The sequence below is a fragment of the Nonomuraea sp. NPDC049637 genome (assembly GCF_040675235.1).
In the GTDB taxonomy this organism is placed as follows: domain Bacteria; phylum Actinomycetota; class Actinomycetes; order Streptosporangiales; family Streptosporangiaceae; genus Nonomuraea.
On record NZ_JBFAOM010000002.1, the window covers coordinates 92,313 to 108,368 of the forward strand.

The following is a 16,056-nucleotide window of genomic DNA, read 5'->3' on the forward strand; positions in this document are numbered from 1 at the left end:
TCCGCGCTCGCCGGACGCCAGGCCGGCCCTGCCTGGACGGAAATTGCCGTGAAGAAAACCTGCCGAGCGGCGAACACTGGATGACAGTTGCCTTCGGAAGGACGCCATGACTGCACCACCTGACGCCAACGACGTGATGGAAGACGTCACGGTGGTCGAGCGGTCGCTGGACAGTCCCGAGCTTTTCGCCCTCCTGTACGACCGGTACTTCAACGAGGTCTACCGCTACCTGGCCGCCCGGCTCGGCAGTGAGCAGGCCGAGGATCTGGTCGCGGACGCCTTCCTGCTCGCGTTCAACGGCAGGCACGGCTTCGACCCGCAGCGGGGGACCGTGCGGTCGTGGTTGTTCGGCATCGCCACGAACGTCGTGGGCCGTCACCGCCGCAGGGAGGGCCGCCGCCTGAACGCGCTCAGCAAGGTGGCTGCCGAGGAATCCATCGACGGGCACGAGGATCGGGTGACCGCGCAACTCGCGGCGCGGGCCAGCCGGCCGGAGCTGGTACGGGGGCTGAAGGGGCTGGCGAAGGGCGATCGCGACGTGGTGTTCCTGCTCGTGTTCGGCGGGCTGGGCTACGAGGAGATCGCCACCGCTCTGGACATACCGGTGGGGACCGTCGGGTCCCGGATCAACAGGGCGCGCAGGAAGCTGCGCAAGGCCCTGGGCGACGTCAACCCGATCGGGGAGTGGTGATGGACGAGTTGAAGCTGGTCGAGGCCGTGTTCGCGGAGCCCGAGCCCACGCCGGAGGCGGCGGCGAGGGGGCGTGACCGCCTTCTCCGCCTGACCGGCGAAGCACGGGCGTCACGGTTGCGCCTTCCGCGCCGCGGGTGGCCCGCCGGGCTGCCGATCCGGCGCGTCGCCCTGGTCGGCGCCATGGCGGTGATGCTCACCGGCGGCATCATCGTCAGCCAGGTGAGTCTGGGCGGCTCCGACCCGCGTACCCCCGGGTATCTGATCGCCGCCCCTCCGGCCGACGCCAAGGCGCTGCTCACCCTGGCCGCGCGGGCCGCTGGCGACCGCCCCGACACGGTGCCGGCCCGCGGCCAGTACGTTCACACCAAGACGCTGGCCCAGCGCAGTCTGCACACCAAGGACGAGTCGGGCCGGACGCTCTATACCAAGGTGATGGTCAACGAAGAGCGGTGGGAGGCCGCCGACGTGGGCAAGCCCTGGCTGAGCCGCAGCCAGAGCCTGTCGGGCACAGGACCGGCGCCCCGCAGGTACTGGGACCACGGCGTCGAGGACATCGTGTACGAGCCGGGAACCTGTCCCGGCCAGCCGGCCTACGCGCGGCTTGGCGCGTGGCCGACGGATCCCGACCAGGTGCGCGCGAAGATCGTGGCCGACACGGGCGAGGAGCCGCTGCGCGTCTGGCGCGCTCTCCAGGGCCTGGTCCGCGAGTCCGTGGTACGGCCCAGCCTGGGGGCCGCGCTGTACCAGGTCGCGGCCGGGCTGGACGGCATCGTGCTCGTCGGCGACGCCGTGGACGCCGCCGGCCGCCCCGGCCTGGCCGCCGCCATGGACGAGGGCGACGGCACCCGGTCCGAGCTGATCTTCGATCGGACGACCTACCACTATCTGGGTGAACGCACAGTGAGCACCAGGGACCGCAAGGTGAAGGTGTCCTCCGGCGTCGAGTACACCGAGAAGAAGGGCACCGTGACCGGCAGCGCGGTCCTCGCCGTCGATCTCGCCCCCGCCTTGCCCCAGGTGTCGCCGAAGGCGTCCCGCATGAAGATCCCCTGCTGAGACTTTCCCACCTGATCCGGCCATTCCGGCCGTGAGCTCTGTTTCGCATGCCTTCAGATCGATCCTGCATGCCCTCAAGAAAGAAGGAGAACATCCATGCTTGTTGCCAAGGTGGTCGCTGCCACCCTGCTCGCCGGCACGTTCGGCGGCCTCACCGCGTCGCCGTCGGGGGACGCCGCCGCGTACGAGCAGACGCAACTGGAGGCCAAGCGCGTCGCCTGCATGACGGAGCGGGGCCTGGACTACGTGGCCTCCCCGGAGGCTCGCTACAAGTGGCAGCCCGGGGAGCAGGAGCGGCTCGCGGGTGACCTGGAGGCATTGCGGGCCTACCGGGCCAAGTACGGCTTCGGTGTCTGGTCAGTGAACGTCTATCCGAAGGACGAGGTCGTCAACCCCGTCCAGCAGGAGAACCCGAACAACAAGATGCTGATGTCGCTGTCGGCCGGTGAGCTGAAGAAGTGGCGCGCCGCCGACGAGTCTTGCTTCTCCCAGGCGGTCAAGGAGGTGCTGGGCAAGACCGTCACCTCCCAGGAGGACTACCACGACCAGCTCGAAGCGGCGGAACGGAAGTCGTTGAGCGTCCTCGACCAGGACAAGGAGCTCATGCGGCTGGGCAAGCAGTTCGCCGCGTGCCTGGGCGTCGACCAGACCGAGCCGACCGCGCTGGACGGTCTGAGCCACACGAAGATCGTGCGACAGGCTTCGGACGTCGCGAAGAAGGCGTGGAAGGGCGAACTGCCCAAGGCGCCCAAAGGCAAGACCGTCATCTTCCAGCCGAATCTGAAGCCCGCCCAGGCCAGGCCGTACCTGGACAAGGAGATCAAGGCGGCGCTGAAGGACCTGGAGTGCGGCAAGGACTTCTACCCCGCCTACTCCCCCAAGGCCATGGAGATCACGTCGCGGGTCTACCAGGAGTTCGGCAGGGAGGGCGCGGCCCAGGCGATCCCGACCCGGATCTACCACAAGCTCGGCTGACCCAGCACTCCCGAGGTGCCGCTCGCGGCGCGCGAGCGGCACCTCGATTCGTCCGCCTCCAAGGTTCCTGCCGGTGGCCCGCAGAGTCGCTTCCCCGGCCATCAGCGTCTCTGCTCCATCGGACGAGCAACTCTCCGCACATCGACCACGAGAGAGCAGATGAAATCAACACACGGAACCCTCGCCATGCTCGTGGCGGGATGTCTCATCGCTAGCGGATCCACGAGCGCCGCGCAGGCGGCAGAGCCGGCATCTCCGGTGACCGAGGTGTCGGGCTCGGTGACGCTGCTGACCGGTGACCGGGTGACCGTCACCGCGAACGGTCACCGGATCGAGCCGGGACCGGGCAGAAAGGAACGCTTCGACGTTCAGCGCCGTCAGGGACACCTCCACGTCATTCCAGAGGACGCGAAGCGGCTGCTGGCCCAGGGTCTGCTGGATGAGCGTTTGTTCGACGTCACGCAGTTGCTCGCCTGGCGGTACGGCGACGCCCACAAGGCGGAGATACCGCTGATCGTGCAGTCAACCGAGGGGAAGGCGGCACCGGCGCTCAGCGGAACGCGCAAGGCGAAGGAGTTCGCCGGGCTGGGACTGGCCGCCACGAGCGTCCCCAAGGCGACGGCGGGCCAGACCTGGCAGAGCCTGGTCGGCGGCGCCCGATCACTGGCCGCCGGCGAGTCGAAGATCTGGCTGGACGGGAAGCGGCGCATCACCCTTGACCAGAGCGTCAAGCAGATCGGGGCCCCGCAGGCGTGGCAACAGGGGCTGACCGGAGCCGGCGTCACGGTCGCCGTGCTCGACTCCGGTTACGACGCCACGCACCCCGATCTCAAGGACGTCGTCACGCAGTCGCGCAACTTCTCCGACGAACCCGACATCACCGACAACGTTGGACATGGCACCCATGTTTCCTCCATCGTGGCAGGAGCCGGAGCCAAGTACCGGGGTGTCGCACCGGGGGCGAAGATCGCGTTGGGCAAGGTCGGCGGAGAGTACGCCAGCGAAGCGGCACTGTTGGCAGGCATGGAATGGGCCGCCGCCGAGGTCAAAGCGAAGATCATCAACATGAGCGTCGGCGGCACGGACACGCCTGGCGTCGATCCGCTGGAGCACGCCGTCAACACCCTGTCAGCGCGTACGGGAGCGCTGTTCGTCGTCGCGGCGGGCAACGACGGAACACCCGGCTCGGTCAACAGCCCGGGCAGCGCCGACGCGGCACTTACGGTCGGCGCGGTCGACAAGTCCGACCAGATGGCCGAATTCTCCAGCCGCGGCCCGAGACGGGGCGATCACGCGATCAAGCCCGACGTGACCGCCCCCGGCGTCGACATCACGGCGGCGGCCGCGCAGGGCACGGCAGACGGCCCGTACGTCGCCCACAACGGCACCTCCATGGCGGCGCCACACGTCGCGGGCGCGGCGGCGATCCTCGCCCAGCAGCACCCGGACTGGAACGGAGAGCAGCTCAAGGCCGCGCTCATCGGCAGCGCCGCGCCGCAGGCCGGCGCCACACACTTCGACCAGGGCGCCGGTCGCGTCGACGTGGTCCGGGCGATCGGCCAGGAGGTGTACGCCAGTCCCGCGAACATCGGCACAGTCTTCCGCTGGGGCGAATCCGGCGAGCCGCGGGCGGCCAAGGAGCTCACCTACACCAACGCAGGCGATTCCCCGGTCACGCTCGACCTCACCGTGGACGGCGACGTGCTGCGCACCTCGGCACAGCGGGTCGAGGTGCCCGCCAAGGGCACGGCGTCCGTCACCGTGACGATCGACGGGACCGGCAAACAGCCCGGTGATCATTCGGGCACCATCACGGCCCGATCGGGTGACCTTCTCATCCGTACCGTCGCCACCGCGTACGTGGAGCCGGAAGCCTACGACGTGAAGATCAGCGCCCTCGGCACCGACGGCCGGCCCGTCGACGCGGTCGGGGAGTTCTACAAAGGCAAGGGCGAGAGCGTTCGGATGGTCCTGCACGGCGCGCCGGACACCTACCGGCTCCCCGCCGGCGAGTGGAGCCTGTACGTGGACATCTATGAAGGACCACGCATCACGACCACACACCTGCCGGTGAAGGTCGGCGAACAGGGCACGGAGGTGATCCTGGACACGCGCAAGGCCAAACCGATCAGGTTCACCCTGGACGAACCCACGGCTGTCACCAGTGGATGGGTCGAGATGTGGGTGATCAACGGTTCATGGTGGCTCGGCTGGTCCGGAGGCAGGCCCGACCCCAGCTCCGTGTACTTCCTGCTCGGCTCCAAGCAGCCCGGACTGAAGTACGTCAGCAGGATGCACTTCCACAACAAGGACGCCTCTCCCACCCCCATCCGCTACGACCTGGTGGACGAACGCCAGGACGGCATACCCGAAGACCCCACCTACACGGCCAGGGTGAAGGACCTCGACAAGGTGACCACGACCTTCCGCGGCGCCGGAACGGCCGCGAAGGGCACCTACTACGTGGCGACAGCCATCGAAGGCCTCTCCAACGGATTCCTGACCCCCACGAACGATGTGCCGCTGCCAGGCAAGCTGACGGAATACCGGACGCGAGGGCACAAGTGGTCCAGCGCGCTGCGCGTCGGCGAATCCGCGGTCACGGGGGCCACGGAACCCATCGGCCACGGCCGCGATCGGCAGACGTGGGGCGTCGCGGTGAGCGGCCCGTCCTTCGCCACCGTGGGCGGCTGGCGAGAGGGGGACACCGTGGTGTTCGACGGCGCCCGGCTGTTCTCCGAGGGCGTGCCCGGCCGGGTCGGCATGGATGGCACGGCGACCGGCACCGTCAGCCTCGCCAGGGATGGTCAGGTCATCTCCACGATCGACTACACCAGGTGCGGGCCGTGGGAGCTCGATTCCTGCCGGTTGACCGCCGGCGTCCCGGCGAAGCCCGCGACGTACACGCTCAGCGCGACGGCCGACCGGCAGGTGCCGTACTCCACGCTGTCCACGAAGGTGGAGTCGACGTGGACGTTCCGTTCGGCGCACACCTCCGAGCGGGGAGCACTCTCCCTGTTGGCGGTCCGCTACGCCCCCAAGGGGCTGGACGAGTACAACCGGGCCAAGCCCGGATCGTCCACCCGGGTGCCCCTCTGGATCGAACGCAATCCCGGCGCTCCCGCGGCGGCCGTGAACTCCATCCACCTGCAGATGTCCGTCGATGACGGAGTGACCTGGCGCGACATCCGGGTCAGGGCCAAGGGTTCGGCCTGGACGGCGCAGATCAACAATCCGCGCACAGCAGGCTTCGTGTCCCTGCGCACCATGGTGACCGACACCGCGGACAACCGCGTCAGCCAGACCATCCACCGCGCCTACGCGGTCGGATAACCTCCCCAGCCGTGGAGCCGGAGACGACCACCGTCGCCTCCGGCTCCGCACATGTGCGCGCCTGCGATCAGAACACCTGCACCGAGTGGCACTGCCGGTACGCAGGCCATGAACGGTGCTACGAGCAGCACCGCGCCCGGCAAGCCCTGGACCAAACAGCCCCGCCACACCTACGGCAAGCAAAAGATTCTGGTGGACGGGATGACAGTGAACGGCATCCCGAACGAGCCGCTCCTTGGCGGCCACAGGTGCCGGACGAGCCGGAGCCCGGCGTCGCCGTCGCCGGAGTAGTCGTCTGTCGCCTCGAGGTGTTCGGCCATGCGGCGGCGCCAGGGCCGGTTCGCGGGATGGTCACGCAGGTGTTCGCGCATCCGCTGGTAGCCCTCCACCTCCACAAGGTGGAACCGGGCAGGACCGTCACGCCAGCCCGGTGGGCGCCTGGCCGGTGCCGAGCATCCGCACCTCACGGATGCGTGCCACGGGAAGGCCGCGGACGGTGATTCCTTCGTAGGGGCGCATGATCAGGTACAGGTGGATGCGGGTGCGGCTGTCCGGCAGGGTCCGTTCGGCAGAGCGGCCGTGGAACTGCCACAGTGCCAAGCCGGGCCGTACGTCGTGGACGCTCCCCGCATGCCGCTCCATCCAGCCGGTGAACGCCTCCAGCCGCTCCACCGCCTGGGGCGGGAACGCTCCGCTACCGGTGGGACCGACGTCGAGCAGCAACCCCAACGTCATCACCCCCGGCACCGGCTCCGACGACCTCGCCGTCCTCATGGCGCACTCGGCCGCGCGAAGCTCGACACTGACCCAATCCGCCACCGAACTGCCCAAGAACTGGTGGATCACCAACTGGACCACCAGCGCTCAGTACCTCACCTGGTCGATCTCCTTACCCCACGCCGCCGACCACCACATCGACACCCTGCTGCGCGCCAACGCTGCAGAGAAGTTCTCCATCACCTCGGTTCAGGGCACCCGTACCATGAGCCTGACTGCCACCACCGCGCTGCAGATCCACATGAAGACCCTCCGCTCGCCGGGTAGCCCCGGTGCATTGCTGCACCGGGGCCCCCTCAGAACCGGGCGTGCCACTCGTCGCGGCACACGGCTCAAGCACGGGTCCACGCCTGGCAGGAGGACTTCTCCGCCTACCGCCGGGCGGAGAAGCGGCGCCGGGGCGGACGGCGGGTCGATCCCAACGACGCCTACACCAGCGTGCCCCGCCCCTCCCCCGTCATGGTGTGGACACCCGCCCAGACCCGCCTGTTCCTCGAAGAAGCACGAGCCCACCGGCTGTTCGCCTTGTATCAGCTGATCGCGCTGCGCGGGCTACGCCGAGGCGAGGCATGCGGGCTGCGGTGGAACGAGGTTGACCTCAACGGCCACAGTCTGACGGTGAACTGGCAGCTGGTGCAGCTGGCCTGGCAGGTCCACGAAGGCACCCCGAAGACCGACGCCTCAGTACGCACCATCCCCCTGGACACCGACACCGTCCAAGTGCTGCGCGCCCACCGGCAGCAGCAACTGCAGGAACGGCTGGCCATGGGCGAGGTGTGGGTCGCCACCGGGTTCGTGTTCACCCAGCCCGACGGCAACCGCCTGCACCCCCAGCACGTCTCCGACCAGTTCCTGTGGCTGGCCTATCTGGCCGGCCTGCCACCGATCCGGCTTCATGACCTCCGGCATGGCGCGGCCTCGCTGATGCTGGCGGTCGGGGTGGAGATGAAGGTGGTGCAGGAAACGCTGGGTCACACCTCCAGCGCGTTCACCGCCGACACCTACACTTCCGTCTACCCGCAGGTGGCCACCGCGGCGGCGGAGAAGACCGCCGCCCTGCTGTTTGGCAAGGAAGAGCAGGGCGAGAGCGGGAGAGTGGTCTCGTTGAGGAGCTGACAGTCGGATTAAGCATCCGGCCCCGCGTTCGCCGCCTGCTCGCGGCGAGGCGAGGCCGCTGCTCTTGCTGAGCCGACCCGGGATGGCGGATGATCATGGTGTGTGCAGGGTTGGTGCGACCGAGCACGCACGGAGCACGCAACCGCTAGACGAAAATTCTAGAACGCATCTGATCCCGCATAGCCGCAGGTCAGGCCATGATCAAAGCGCGCCCTGCAGGATTCGAACCTGCGACCGTCGGATTAGAAGTCCGGTGCTCTATCCAGCTGAGCTAAGGGCGCTCCTGCCTTATTGTGCATGATCCGGCGACTTGTCACGCACACGTTCTGGTCGTGTCAGGCCGACAGGGCGATCACCAGCCACATGAAGAGGGTTCCCGTTACCGTGGCGGCCAGGGTCCAGCCGGTGGCGCGTCTGGTGGTGTGGGCCTCCGGGAGGATGTCGGAGATGGCCAGGTAGAGGAGGAATCCGGCGAAAAGGCCCAGGTAGGCGGTCAGGACGTGGGCCGGGATGGCGATGAGGAAGGTCAGGGTGGCGCCGATCACGGGGGCCAGGGCGTCCAGGGCCAGGAGGGTGAGGGCGCGGCGGCGGGCGTTTCCGTACAGCGACGTAATCGTGTACGTGTTGAAGCCGTCGGTGAAGTCGTGGGCGATGACGCCGATGGCCACGGCGACGGCGAGCGAGGCGTCCGTCTGGTAGGAGGCTCCGATGGCGGCGCCGTCCAGGAGGCTGTGGATGACCAGGGCGGATCCGGCCGTGACGCCTACGCCGGCTCGGGCGTGGCGGTGGGCGGCGTAGTCGCCTTCGTGCGCGTCGTGCATGCCCATGGAGCGTTCGACGATGTGGATGCCGAGGAACGCCAGGGCGAACATGAGCATCGGGAGCGGGACGCCGAGCACGTCGACGGCGTCCCGGGTGAGGGCTTCGGGGAGGAGGTCGAAGGCCACGACGCCCAGCATCACGCCCGCGGCGGCGCCGAGCACGAGGTGGCGGTTGTTCTTGACGCGGTCGGCGACCAGCCCGCCCAGCAGCGTCATGAGGAAGGCCGCCAAGGAGAGCAGGATGGGCACGGTTCCTCAGGCTAGGGGGTGGCCGGGAGGCGGGGGCGGTACGACACTCGGCCGCAGGATTCCAGGAGCACGGCTCCGGAAGCAGGCCCACCAGGGGCATGGGTTCGGAGACAGGCTCCCGAAGTGCACGGGTTCGGGGACAGCCTGGCGAGGGGTGCGAATTCAAAGGCCGGCTCGCAAGATGCGCGGGTTCCAGGGCAGGCACGCGAGCGGCACGGCTTTGGAGACGGGCGCATGGGAGGCACGGCTTCGGACACAGGCTCGCAAGATGCGCGGGTTCCAGGGCAGGCACGTGAGAGGCGCAGATCGGGGACAGGCGCGGGATTCTCGTGCGGCACGGCATACGTCGGTCGCCAAGGCGTCACGGTGGCGGGTTCAGGGCAGGGCGAAGGGGATCGGCGGGGCAGGGCGGCCCGGAACCGGGAGAAGGAACTGCCGGAGCCAGGAGAAGGAGCTGCCGAAACCAGGAGAAGAGCTGCCGGAGTCGGCAGAAGCATCTGCCGGTAGCAGGGGAAGAGGGGGCGGGGTGGGAAGGGAGGGGGTGGGGTAAAGGGCAGGCGGTCGTGGGGCAAATGGGGCTAAGCTGTTGTGGCATGGTCGCGACGCTCCTGCATGAGATTCCCCTGCAGGGCGGGGACGTGACAGACGGGGTGGTGCGCGTCGGTGACACGGTGCGCAGGCCGGTCGGTCCGGCCACGCCCGCCGTGCACGCCCTGCTCAGACACCTTGAGGCAGCCGGGTTCGGGGGTGCGCCGCGGGTCCTGGGCACGGACGGCTTAGGGCGCGAGATCCTCACGTACGTCCCCGGGCGGAGCGGGTTGTGCCGGGCGGGTTCGACGGACGCGTTCCTGGTCGACCTGGCGTTACTGGTGAGGGAGTTCCACGACGCGACCGCGGGGTTCCCGCTCGACGCCGGCGGATGGGAAGGCGGGTCGAACGACGACCGCCCGCCGGAGGTCATCGGACATTGCGATCTGACGCCGGACAACGTGATCTTCCGTCAGGACACCGCCGCGGCCACCCCCGTCGCGCTGATCGACTTCGACCTCGCCCGGCCCACCACCCGGCTGTTCGACATCGTCACCACGCTCCGCCACTGGGCCCCGATCGCCGACCCGGTCGACCGCCACCCCCTTCAGCGCGACGCCGACGTCGGGGCCAGGATCCGTCTGTTCTGCGACGCCTACGGCCTTGCGCCCCGCGAACGCCGGCGGCTGCTCGAACTGTCCAGGCTCCGCTTCCACCGCTCCTACGACGTCATGCGCACCCGCGCCCAAGCCGGCGGGAACTGGGCCAAGATGTGGGCGGGCGGCGCCGGGGAACGCATCCGCCGGGCGGCATCCTGGCTGGATGTGCACGAAGATGAGCTTCATGCCCATTTGGTATGACCCGCTAGGTCTCGCGCTCGGTGTCGCACTCGACCAGGTTCTCGGTGATCCTCGCAGCTCGGCCCACCCCGTCGCGCTGTTCGGACGGGCGGCGGCGAAGCTGGAGGAGTCGTCGTACGGCGACACGAGGTGGCGCGGGGTGGTCCATGTCGGGATCTGCGTCGGGGGCGCGGCCGCCCTGGGCGTGCTGGCCCAGAGGAGCGGCGGGCGGGCGGTCCGTACGGCGGTGACGGCGTTCGCCACGTGGGCCGTGCTCGGCGGCACGACGCTCGCCCGCGAGGGCGTGCACATGGCCGAGGCCCTGGAGCAGGACGATCTCGGGCGGGCCCGGGCCCGGCTCCCCCACCTGTGCGGCCGCGACCCCGCCGGCCTTGAGGCGCCCGAGCTGGCCAGGGCGACGGTGGAGTCGCTGGCCGAGAACACCTCCGACGCCGTGGTCGCCCCGCTGTTCTGGGGCGCGGTGGCGGGCGTGCCGGGGCTGCTGGCCTACCGGGCGGTCAACACGCTGGACGCCATGATCGGCCACCACTCCCCCCGCTACGAACGGTTCGGCTGGGCCGCGGCCCGGCTCGACGACGTGGCGAACTACGTGCCGGCCCGCGTGACGGGACTGCTGACGGCGGCGCTGGCCGACGACCCCGTCCGGGCGCTGCGGATGCTGCGACGGGACGGTCACCGTCACCCCAGCCCGAACGCGGGCAGGTGCGAGGCCGCCTTCGCCGGCGCGCTCGGCGTCACCCTCGGCGGCACGAACGTGTACGGCGGCAGGACGGAACACCGCCCCACGATGGGCGACGGCCCCAAGCCGGACGTCAAGGACATCCGGCGCGCCGCCCGGCTCACCCGCGCGGTCGGACTGGCGGCGGCGGGGCTGGCCGTGCTCACCGCATGGGGCCTGCGCCGCCGCCGTTCCGGATGATCGCGGTAATCGGCTGAATGGCGGTCAACTCATTATCCGATTGAGATTGATCGCCAGCCAGATGACGAAGGCGGCGACGGCGGTGACGGCGACCAGACCCTTCACCGCGTTGTGCGCGGTCTCCCGCCGCACCGTCACCTGCCGCTGCGTCTGCTTCCAGACCTGCCTGAGCATGATCATGTTCTGGAAGCGGCGTCCGAGCGCGAACAGGGCCAGCCCGATGAGGACGAACAGGATGACACGACCATCGGCAGGTTCCACGACACGGCCCCCTTTTTCGGTCTTGAAGAAGAAGCGTGCCCCCGCACATTTGGTTACTCACGATACTCGTCTGGCAGCTGTTTGTTGATTTAATTTATCGGGTCGAGATCCACCACGATGGGAGCGTGATCCGAGGGGCCTTTCCCCTTGCGCGCCTCCCGGTCGACGTACGCCCCCCGCACCCGTTCCGCGACCTCGGCGCTGGCGTAGACCAGGTCGATCCGCATGCCCTTGTTCTGGTGGAACATCCCGGCCCGGTAGTCCCAGTACGTGTACGGGTGCGGCCCCTTCATCGGCGTCGGCACCACGTCGCGCAGGCCGAGGTCGAGCAACTCGGCGAGCGCTCGGCGTTCGGCGGGGGTGACGTGCGTGGAGCCGGCGAACAGCGCGGGGTCCCAGACGTCGGCGTCGGTCGGCGCCACGTTGTAGTCGCCGCAGGCCACCAGCGGCGAGCCGGCCTCCTCGGCCAGCGCGTCCCGCAGCGCGGCGAACCACTCCAGCTTGTAGGCGTAGTGCGGCGAGTCGACCGCGCGGCCGTTCGGCGCGTACAGGGACCAGACCCGCAGGCCGCCGCAGGTCGCGCCGAGCGCGCGGGCCTCGGGACGGGCGGCGCCCACCCCGTCGAGCGCGGCGAAGCCCGGTTCGCCGGGGAAGCTCGGCGTCACCTCCTCCAGCCCGACCCTCGACAACACGGCGACGCCGTTCCACCGGCCGTCGCCGTGGGCGGCGGCGGCGTAGCCGAGCTCGCCCACCTCCGCCACGGGGAACGACTCCGCGGGGCACTTCGTCTCCTGCAGGCAGACGATGTCGGGCTCGGTCGCGGCCAGCCAGTCGAGCAGGCGCGGCAGCCGTGCCTTGACCGAGTTCACGTTCCAGGTCGCCAGGCGCATCCTCCTAGCCTGCCACGGCCGGTCCCGGCGTCCGGGGTCAGACCGCCTTCATGAGGGCGGCCGAGACGTCCCGCAGGAAGCCGCCGGCGCCCGCGTCGAGCGCCGCCTTGGCCTGGCGCACGGCGTCGAGAACGTTGCCCGCCGCGCTCGGCGAGTCCTCCACCACCATGCGCAGCTCGACCTCCAGCGGGGAGCCGCCGAACCCCTCGCCCTCCAGGCGGATGAAGGCGATCTTGCGGTCGTCGAGGAAGGGCAGGTACTGGGCGCCGACGTGGGTGGAGGTGCCGGCGCCGGACGTCTTGGTGGCCCGCTTGCCGGCCATCCTGGCCGGGTCCTGGAGGTTGACGAAGTCCATGTTGCCCCCGGCCAGCAGCTGGTGGCCGTCGCGCAGCCGCACCCCGCTCGCGGTCAGGGCGTCGACCAGCGCCCGGTGCACGAGCGTCGCGCCGAACGAGCTCTTCAGGTCGTCGCCGAGCAGCGGCAGCCCGGCCGCGGCGAAGCGGTCGCGCCAGCGCCCGGAGCGGGCGAGCACGGCGGGCATGCAGTTGACGAACGCGCAGCCGGCCTCGATCGCGGCCTCGGCGTACAACTCGGTGGCGCGCTGGGCGCCGGTGGGCAGGAAGCTCACCACGACCTGGGAGCCGGTCCCGCGCAGGTGGGCGGCCACGTCGGCGACCGTCGCGGCGCCGCTCGGCTCGACCAGCTCCGCAGAGCCCTCGCCCACGCCGTCGGCCAGGATGCCCTCGCGCACCGGCACGTCCAGGTGCGGCACGTCGGCGAAGCGGCGGGAGTTGTTCGGCGGCGCCCAGATCGCCTGCGACAGGTCCAGGCCGAGCTTGGCCCGGCCGACGTCGAAGGCGGCGGTGAAGCGCACGTCGGAGACGGCGTATCCAGCGCACACGGGGTTGAGCAGGCCGGGCGCCTCGCCGTCGCCGTAGTACTCGACGCCCTGCACGAGGGACGACGCGCAGTTGCCCACGCCGATGAGGGCGACGTTCACGGTGGTCATGCCGGAGTTCATATCAGGCCGGTCCGGCGGGCGACGGCGGCGGCCTCGACGCGGGAGGCGGCGCCCAGCTTGGCCATGATGTTCGACACGTGCACGCCGGAGGTCCTGGCCGAGATGAACAGCCGCTCGGCGATCTGCCGGTTGCTCAGGCCCTCGGCGACCAGGCCGAGCACCTCCAGCTCGCGGGCCGACAGCCCCGGCGTCGCCGACAGCGTCACCCGGGCGGTGGCCGCCGCCGCCTCCGCCTGCCGCCGCAGCGGCTCCGCGCCGAGCGCGGCGGCGATGGCCAGGGCCTCGCGCAGCGGCTCGCGGGCCCGCGCCGGGTCCCGTTCGGCCGCGCCGACCAGCGCCCGCCCCAGCCCGTACGGCTGCCCCACGGCCCGCCAGGCGGCCACCGCGTCCGCCCACGAGCCGCCGAGCTCGGCCTCGAAGGTGGCCTTGTACGCCTCCTGCAGCCGCCCGACGGTGGACAGGCCCGGGGGCGCGGCGCGCACCCGTCCGATGCGGGCCGCGAGGGCCAGCAGCGGCCAGGCGTAGCGGCGGCTGCGGGTCAGGTCGTGCTCGGCCAGCACGTGGTCGACCAGCCGGCGCGCCCGGTCCAGGTCTCCCCCGGCCTCGGCGAGGCGGCATTCGAGCAGGTCGGGCTCCAGGCAGGAGTCGTAGCCGCGCGAACGCCCGCGCATGAGCGGCCTGGCCTGCGCGAGCAGCGCGCCGGCCGCGGACAGCGAGCCCTCCCGCACCGCGACCGTGCCGAGCACGAGCAGGATCCAGGCGCGGTAGATCGGCGGCGGGTCGAGCGCGAGCGCTGGGGCGGCGACCTCGCGGGCCTCCTTCCAGCGGCCCAGCGAGGCGAGCGGCTCGGCCAGGTTGGCGGCCAGGTGGGCGCCGCGCGAGCGGGACAGGCCCAGGCGGGCGGCCTCGGCGATGCCGCGCCGCGCGACCGCCTCGGCCCTGGCGTGCTCGCCGGCGGCCTCCAGCGCGTCGGCCTCGCCGGCGTAGGAGACGAGCAGCGTGTCGTCGTCGGGCGCGCTGATCCGGGCGCGGGCGTACAGGGCGGAGGCGGTGGCGAGGTCGTCGTCGAGCGCGGCGAGCGCGGCCAGGGTGACCAGGGACCTGGCGTCGCCCAGCGCGTACGCCTCCTCGGCGCGGGCGCGGGCCTCGTCGTCCTGGCCGTGCCAGGCCAGCGTGCAGGCCAGGGCGCCGAGCAGCCGGGACTCGCGGGGGGCCAGCCGGACGGCCTCGCGCAGGTCGTCCAGGCCCTCCTCGCCGTGCAGGTCGCGGATGGCGACGCGCAGCTCCAGCAGGTGGGCCGCGCGCAGCGGGTCGGCGACCTCGGCGAGCGCCCGGCCGGCCAGGTCGTCGGCGCGGTGGGCGTCGCCGTCGCGCAGGGCGTCCCTGGCGGCGTCCTCGAGCACCTGGGCGTGGTCCTGGCCGTCCGCGTGCGCCCACAGCTCCAGCACCAGGTCCCATCTGCGGGCCCGCCAGGCGGCCTCGAAGGCGCGCGGCCCGTCGCCCGCGGCGAGCCAGTGGTCGGCGGCCAGCTCGGGCTGGGCCGGGGCGCAGCGGGCGTGCAGGCGGCGGCGTTCGCCGGGGAGCAGGTCGTCGTAGACGGCCTCGCGGATGAGCGCGTGCCGGAAGACGTAGGCGTCGCCGTCCACGAGCAGCAGCCGGGCCCGGACGACCGGCCGCAGCGCCTCGTCGAGCGTGAGGTCGTCGAGCCCGGCGACCTGGCGCAGCACCTCGTGGGGCGTCCTGCGCCCGGCCACGGCGGCGATCCGCAGCACGTCGAGACCGGGCCCCGGCAGCTTCTCGGCCCCGGCGAGCAGCAGCTCGCGCAGCGAGGCGGGGGTCGTGTCGCCCGCCTCGGCCAGCGCCTCGGCGAACAGCGGGTTGCCCTCGCTGCGCGCCACGATCGCGTCGACGTCGTCGCGGCCGAGCAGGCGGGCCACCTCGTCGCGGCCGAGCGGCGGCACCCTGACCACCTCGGCGCCGGGCAGCCGCAACGGCTCGCGCGAGGTCGCGACGACCATCACGCCGGGCCGTGTCAGGTTGCGCAGCAGGTACGCCAGCAGGTCGCGGGCGGCCTGGTCGGCCCAGTGCAGATCCTCCAGCACGATCACCAGGGGACGGCGCTCGGCGGCCCGCTCGACCAGCAGCAGCACCTCCTCGAACAGCCGGGCCCGGCCCAGGTCGGGCGTGTCGTCCAGCTCCCCCAGCTCGGGCAGCAGGCACGCCAGCCCCTTGCGCCCGCCGCCCGGCACGAGCCCGGCGCCGTACTCCCTGACCAGGCGGCGCAACACGGGCACGAACGGCGCGTACGCCGGCCCGCCCGGATCGGCCCCGCCCTCGGCCACCAGCGCGTCCACCCCGCCGGCGAACCTCGCGACCAGCCTGGACTTGCCGATCCCCGCCTCGCCCACGACCAGCACCGCACTCGGGGTGCGGGCCCACGCGGCGGCCAGCCGGCCCAGTTCGGCCTCACGTCCCACGAACACACCTCTCATTATGAAGAGGCGGCTACGCATCATGCCCGATCCCGCCCAGAACGGGATTTGTCATCGTCGAAGGC

Annotated in this window: 14 protein-coding genes and 1 tRNA gene; 7 read left to right on the forward strand and 8 right to left on the reverse strand. The window is 71.1% G+C overall.

The features are described 5' to 3' along the window. The first annotated feature begins 106 nt into the window (after positions 1 to 106). The 4 genes from AB0J71_RS02835 to AB0J71_RS02850 all read left to right on the forward strand — a co-directional run bounded on the left by AB0J71_RS02835 (position 107) and on the right by AB0J71_RS02850 (position 6,057). Positions 107 to 691 (forward strand): RNA polymerase sigma factor, encoded by a 585-nt coding sequence (locus AB0J71_RS02835; RefSeq protein WP_364412329.1) that lies wholly within the window; start codon positions 107 to 109, stop codon positions 689 to 691. Then, positions 691 to 1,749 (forward strand): CU044_5270 family protein, encoded by a 1,059-nt coding sequence (locus AB0J71_RS02840; RefSeq protein ID WP_364412332.1) that lies wholly within the window; start codon positions 691 to 693, stop codon positions 1,747 to 1,749. The genes AB0J71_RS02835 and AB0J71_RS02840 overlap by 1 nt, the downstream gene beginning before the upstream one ends. Before the next feature lie 96 nt (positions 1,750 to 1,845). Continuing rightward, the gene (locus AB0J71_RS02845) at positions 1,846 to 2,724 is read left to right on the forward strand and encodes a hypothetical protein (RefSeq protein WP_364412335.1); all 879 of its coding nucleotides are present in this window, start codon (positions 1,846 to 1,848) and stop codon (positions 2,722 to 2,724) included. A 15-nt stretch (positions 2,725 to 2,739) separates the two neighbouring features. Beyond that, on the forward strand, positions 2,740 to 6,057 hold the full coding sequence (locus AB0J71_RS02850) for a S8 family serine peptidase (RefSeq protein ID WP_364412338.1): 3,318 nt from the start codon (positions 2,740 to 2,742) through the stop codon (positions 6,055 to 6,057). 170 nt (positions 6,058 to 6,227) lie between these two features. Here AB0J71_RS02850 and AB0J71_RS02855 read toward each other — a convergent pair whose 3' ends face one another. Both AB0J71_RS02855 and AB0J71_RS02860 read right to left on the reverse strand, forming a co-directional pair. Further along, a complete protein-coding gene (locus tag AB0J71_RS02855) occupies positions 6,228 to 6,446 on the reverse strand; it encodes a hypothetical protein (protein WP_364412341.1) in 219 nt (72 codons plus the stop codon). 28 nt (positions 6,447 to 6,474) lie between these two features. Then, positions 6,475 to 6,915: a hypothetical protein gene (locus AB0J71_RS02860; RefSeq protein WP_364412344.1), complete on the reverse strand. Its 441-nt coding sequence runs from the start codon at positions 6,913 to 6,915 to the stop codon at positions 6,475 to 6,477. 378 nt (positions 6,916 to 7,293) lie between these two features. Between AB0J71_RS02860 and AB0J71_RS02865 the strand changes: the two genes are divergently transcribed. Further along, positions 7,294 to 7,950, forward strand: a complete 657-nt coding sequence (locus tag AB0J71_RS02865) for a site-specific integrase (protein WP_364412347.1) — start codon at positions 7,294 to 7,296, stop codon at positions 7,948 to 7,950. A gap of 207 nt (positions 7,951 to 8,157) precedes the next feature. On the opposite strand, the gene AB0J71_RS02870 is transcribed toward AB0J71_RS02865, so the two are convergent. Both AB0J71_RS02870 and AB0J71_RS02875 read right to left on the reverse strand, forming a co-directional pair. Then, a tRNA-Arg gene (locus AB0J71_RS02870) sits at positions 8,158 to 8,231 on the reverse strand. Between the two features lie 54 nt (positions 8,232 to 8,285). Continuing rightward, entirely contained in the window at positions 8,286 to 9,020 is a 735-nt protein-coding gene (locus tag AB0J71_RS02875) for a ZIP family metal transporter (RefSeq protein ID WP_352328017.1), read from the reverse strand. Positions 9,021 to 9,613: 593 nt separating this feature from the next. On the opposite strand from AB0J71_RS02875, the gene AB0J71_RS02880 reads away from it, so the two are divergent. Together AB0J71_RS02880 and AB0J71_RS02885 are read left to right on the forward strand one after the other, a co-directional pair. Then, positions 9,614 to 10,408: a phosphotransferase gene (locus tag AB0J71_RS02880; RefSeq protein WP_352328018.1), complete on the forward strand. Its 795-nt coding sequence runs from the start codon at positions 9,614 to 9,616 to the stop codon at positions 10,406 to 10,408. Then, positions 10,392 to 11,327: a cobalamin biosynthesis protein gene (locus tag AB0J71_RS02885; protein WP_352328019.1), complete on the forward strand. Its 936-nt coding sequence runs from the start codon at positions 10,392 to 10,394 to the stop codon at positions 11,325 to 11,327. The genes AB0J71_RS02880 and AB0J71_RS02885 overlap by 17 nt, the downstream gene beginning before the upstream one ends. A gap of 24 nt (positions 11,328 to 11,351) precedes the next feature. Here AB0J71_RS02885 and AB0J71_RS02890 read toward each other — a convergent pair whose 3' ends face one another. From AB0J71_RS02890 to AB0J71_RS02905, 4 genes are all read right to left on the reverse strand, one after another. Continuing rightward, positions 11,352 to 11,588 carry a hypothetical protein gene (locus AB0J71_RS02890; RefSeq protein WP_352328020.1) on the reverse strand — a complete coding sequence of 79 codons (237 nt, stop codon included), beginning with the start codon at positions 11,586 to 11,588 and terminating at the stop codon, positions 11,352 to 11,354. An 89-nt stretch (positions 11,589 to 11,677) separates the two neighbouring features. Next, the gene (locus AB0J71_RS02895) at positions 11,678 to 12,478 is read right to left on the reverse strand and encodes an exodeoxyribonuclease III (protein WP_352328021.1); all 801 of its coding nucleotides are present in this window, start codon (positions 12,476 to 12,478) and stop codon (positions 11,678 to 11,680) included. Positions 12,479 to 12,515: 37 nt separating this feature from the next. Beyond that, on the reverse strand, positions 12,516 to 13,487 hold the full coding sequence (locus AB0J71_RS02900) for an inositol-3-phosphate synthase (protein WP_364412349.1): 972 nt from the start codon (positions 13,485 to 13,487) through the stop codon (positions 12,516 to 12,518). A gap of 8 nt (positions 13,488 to 13,495) precedes the next feature. Next, positions 13,496 to 15,982, reverse strand: coding sequence for an AAA family ATPase (locus AB0J71_RS02905; protein WP_364412352.1), 2,487 nt, complete (start codon positions 15,980 to 15,982; stop codon positions 13,496 to 13,498). Between the last annotated feature and the right edge of the window lie 74 nt (positions 15,983 to 16,056).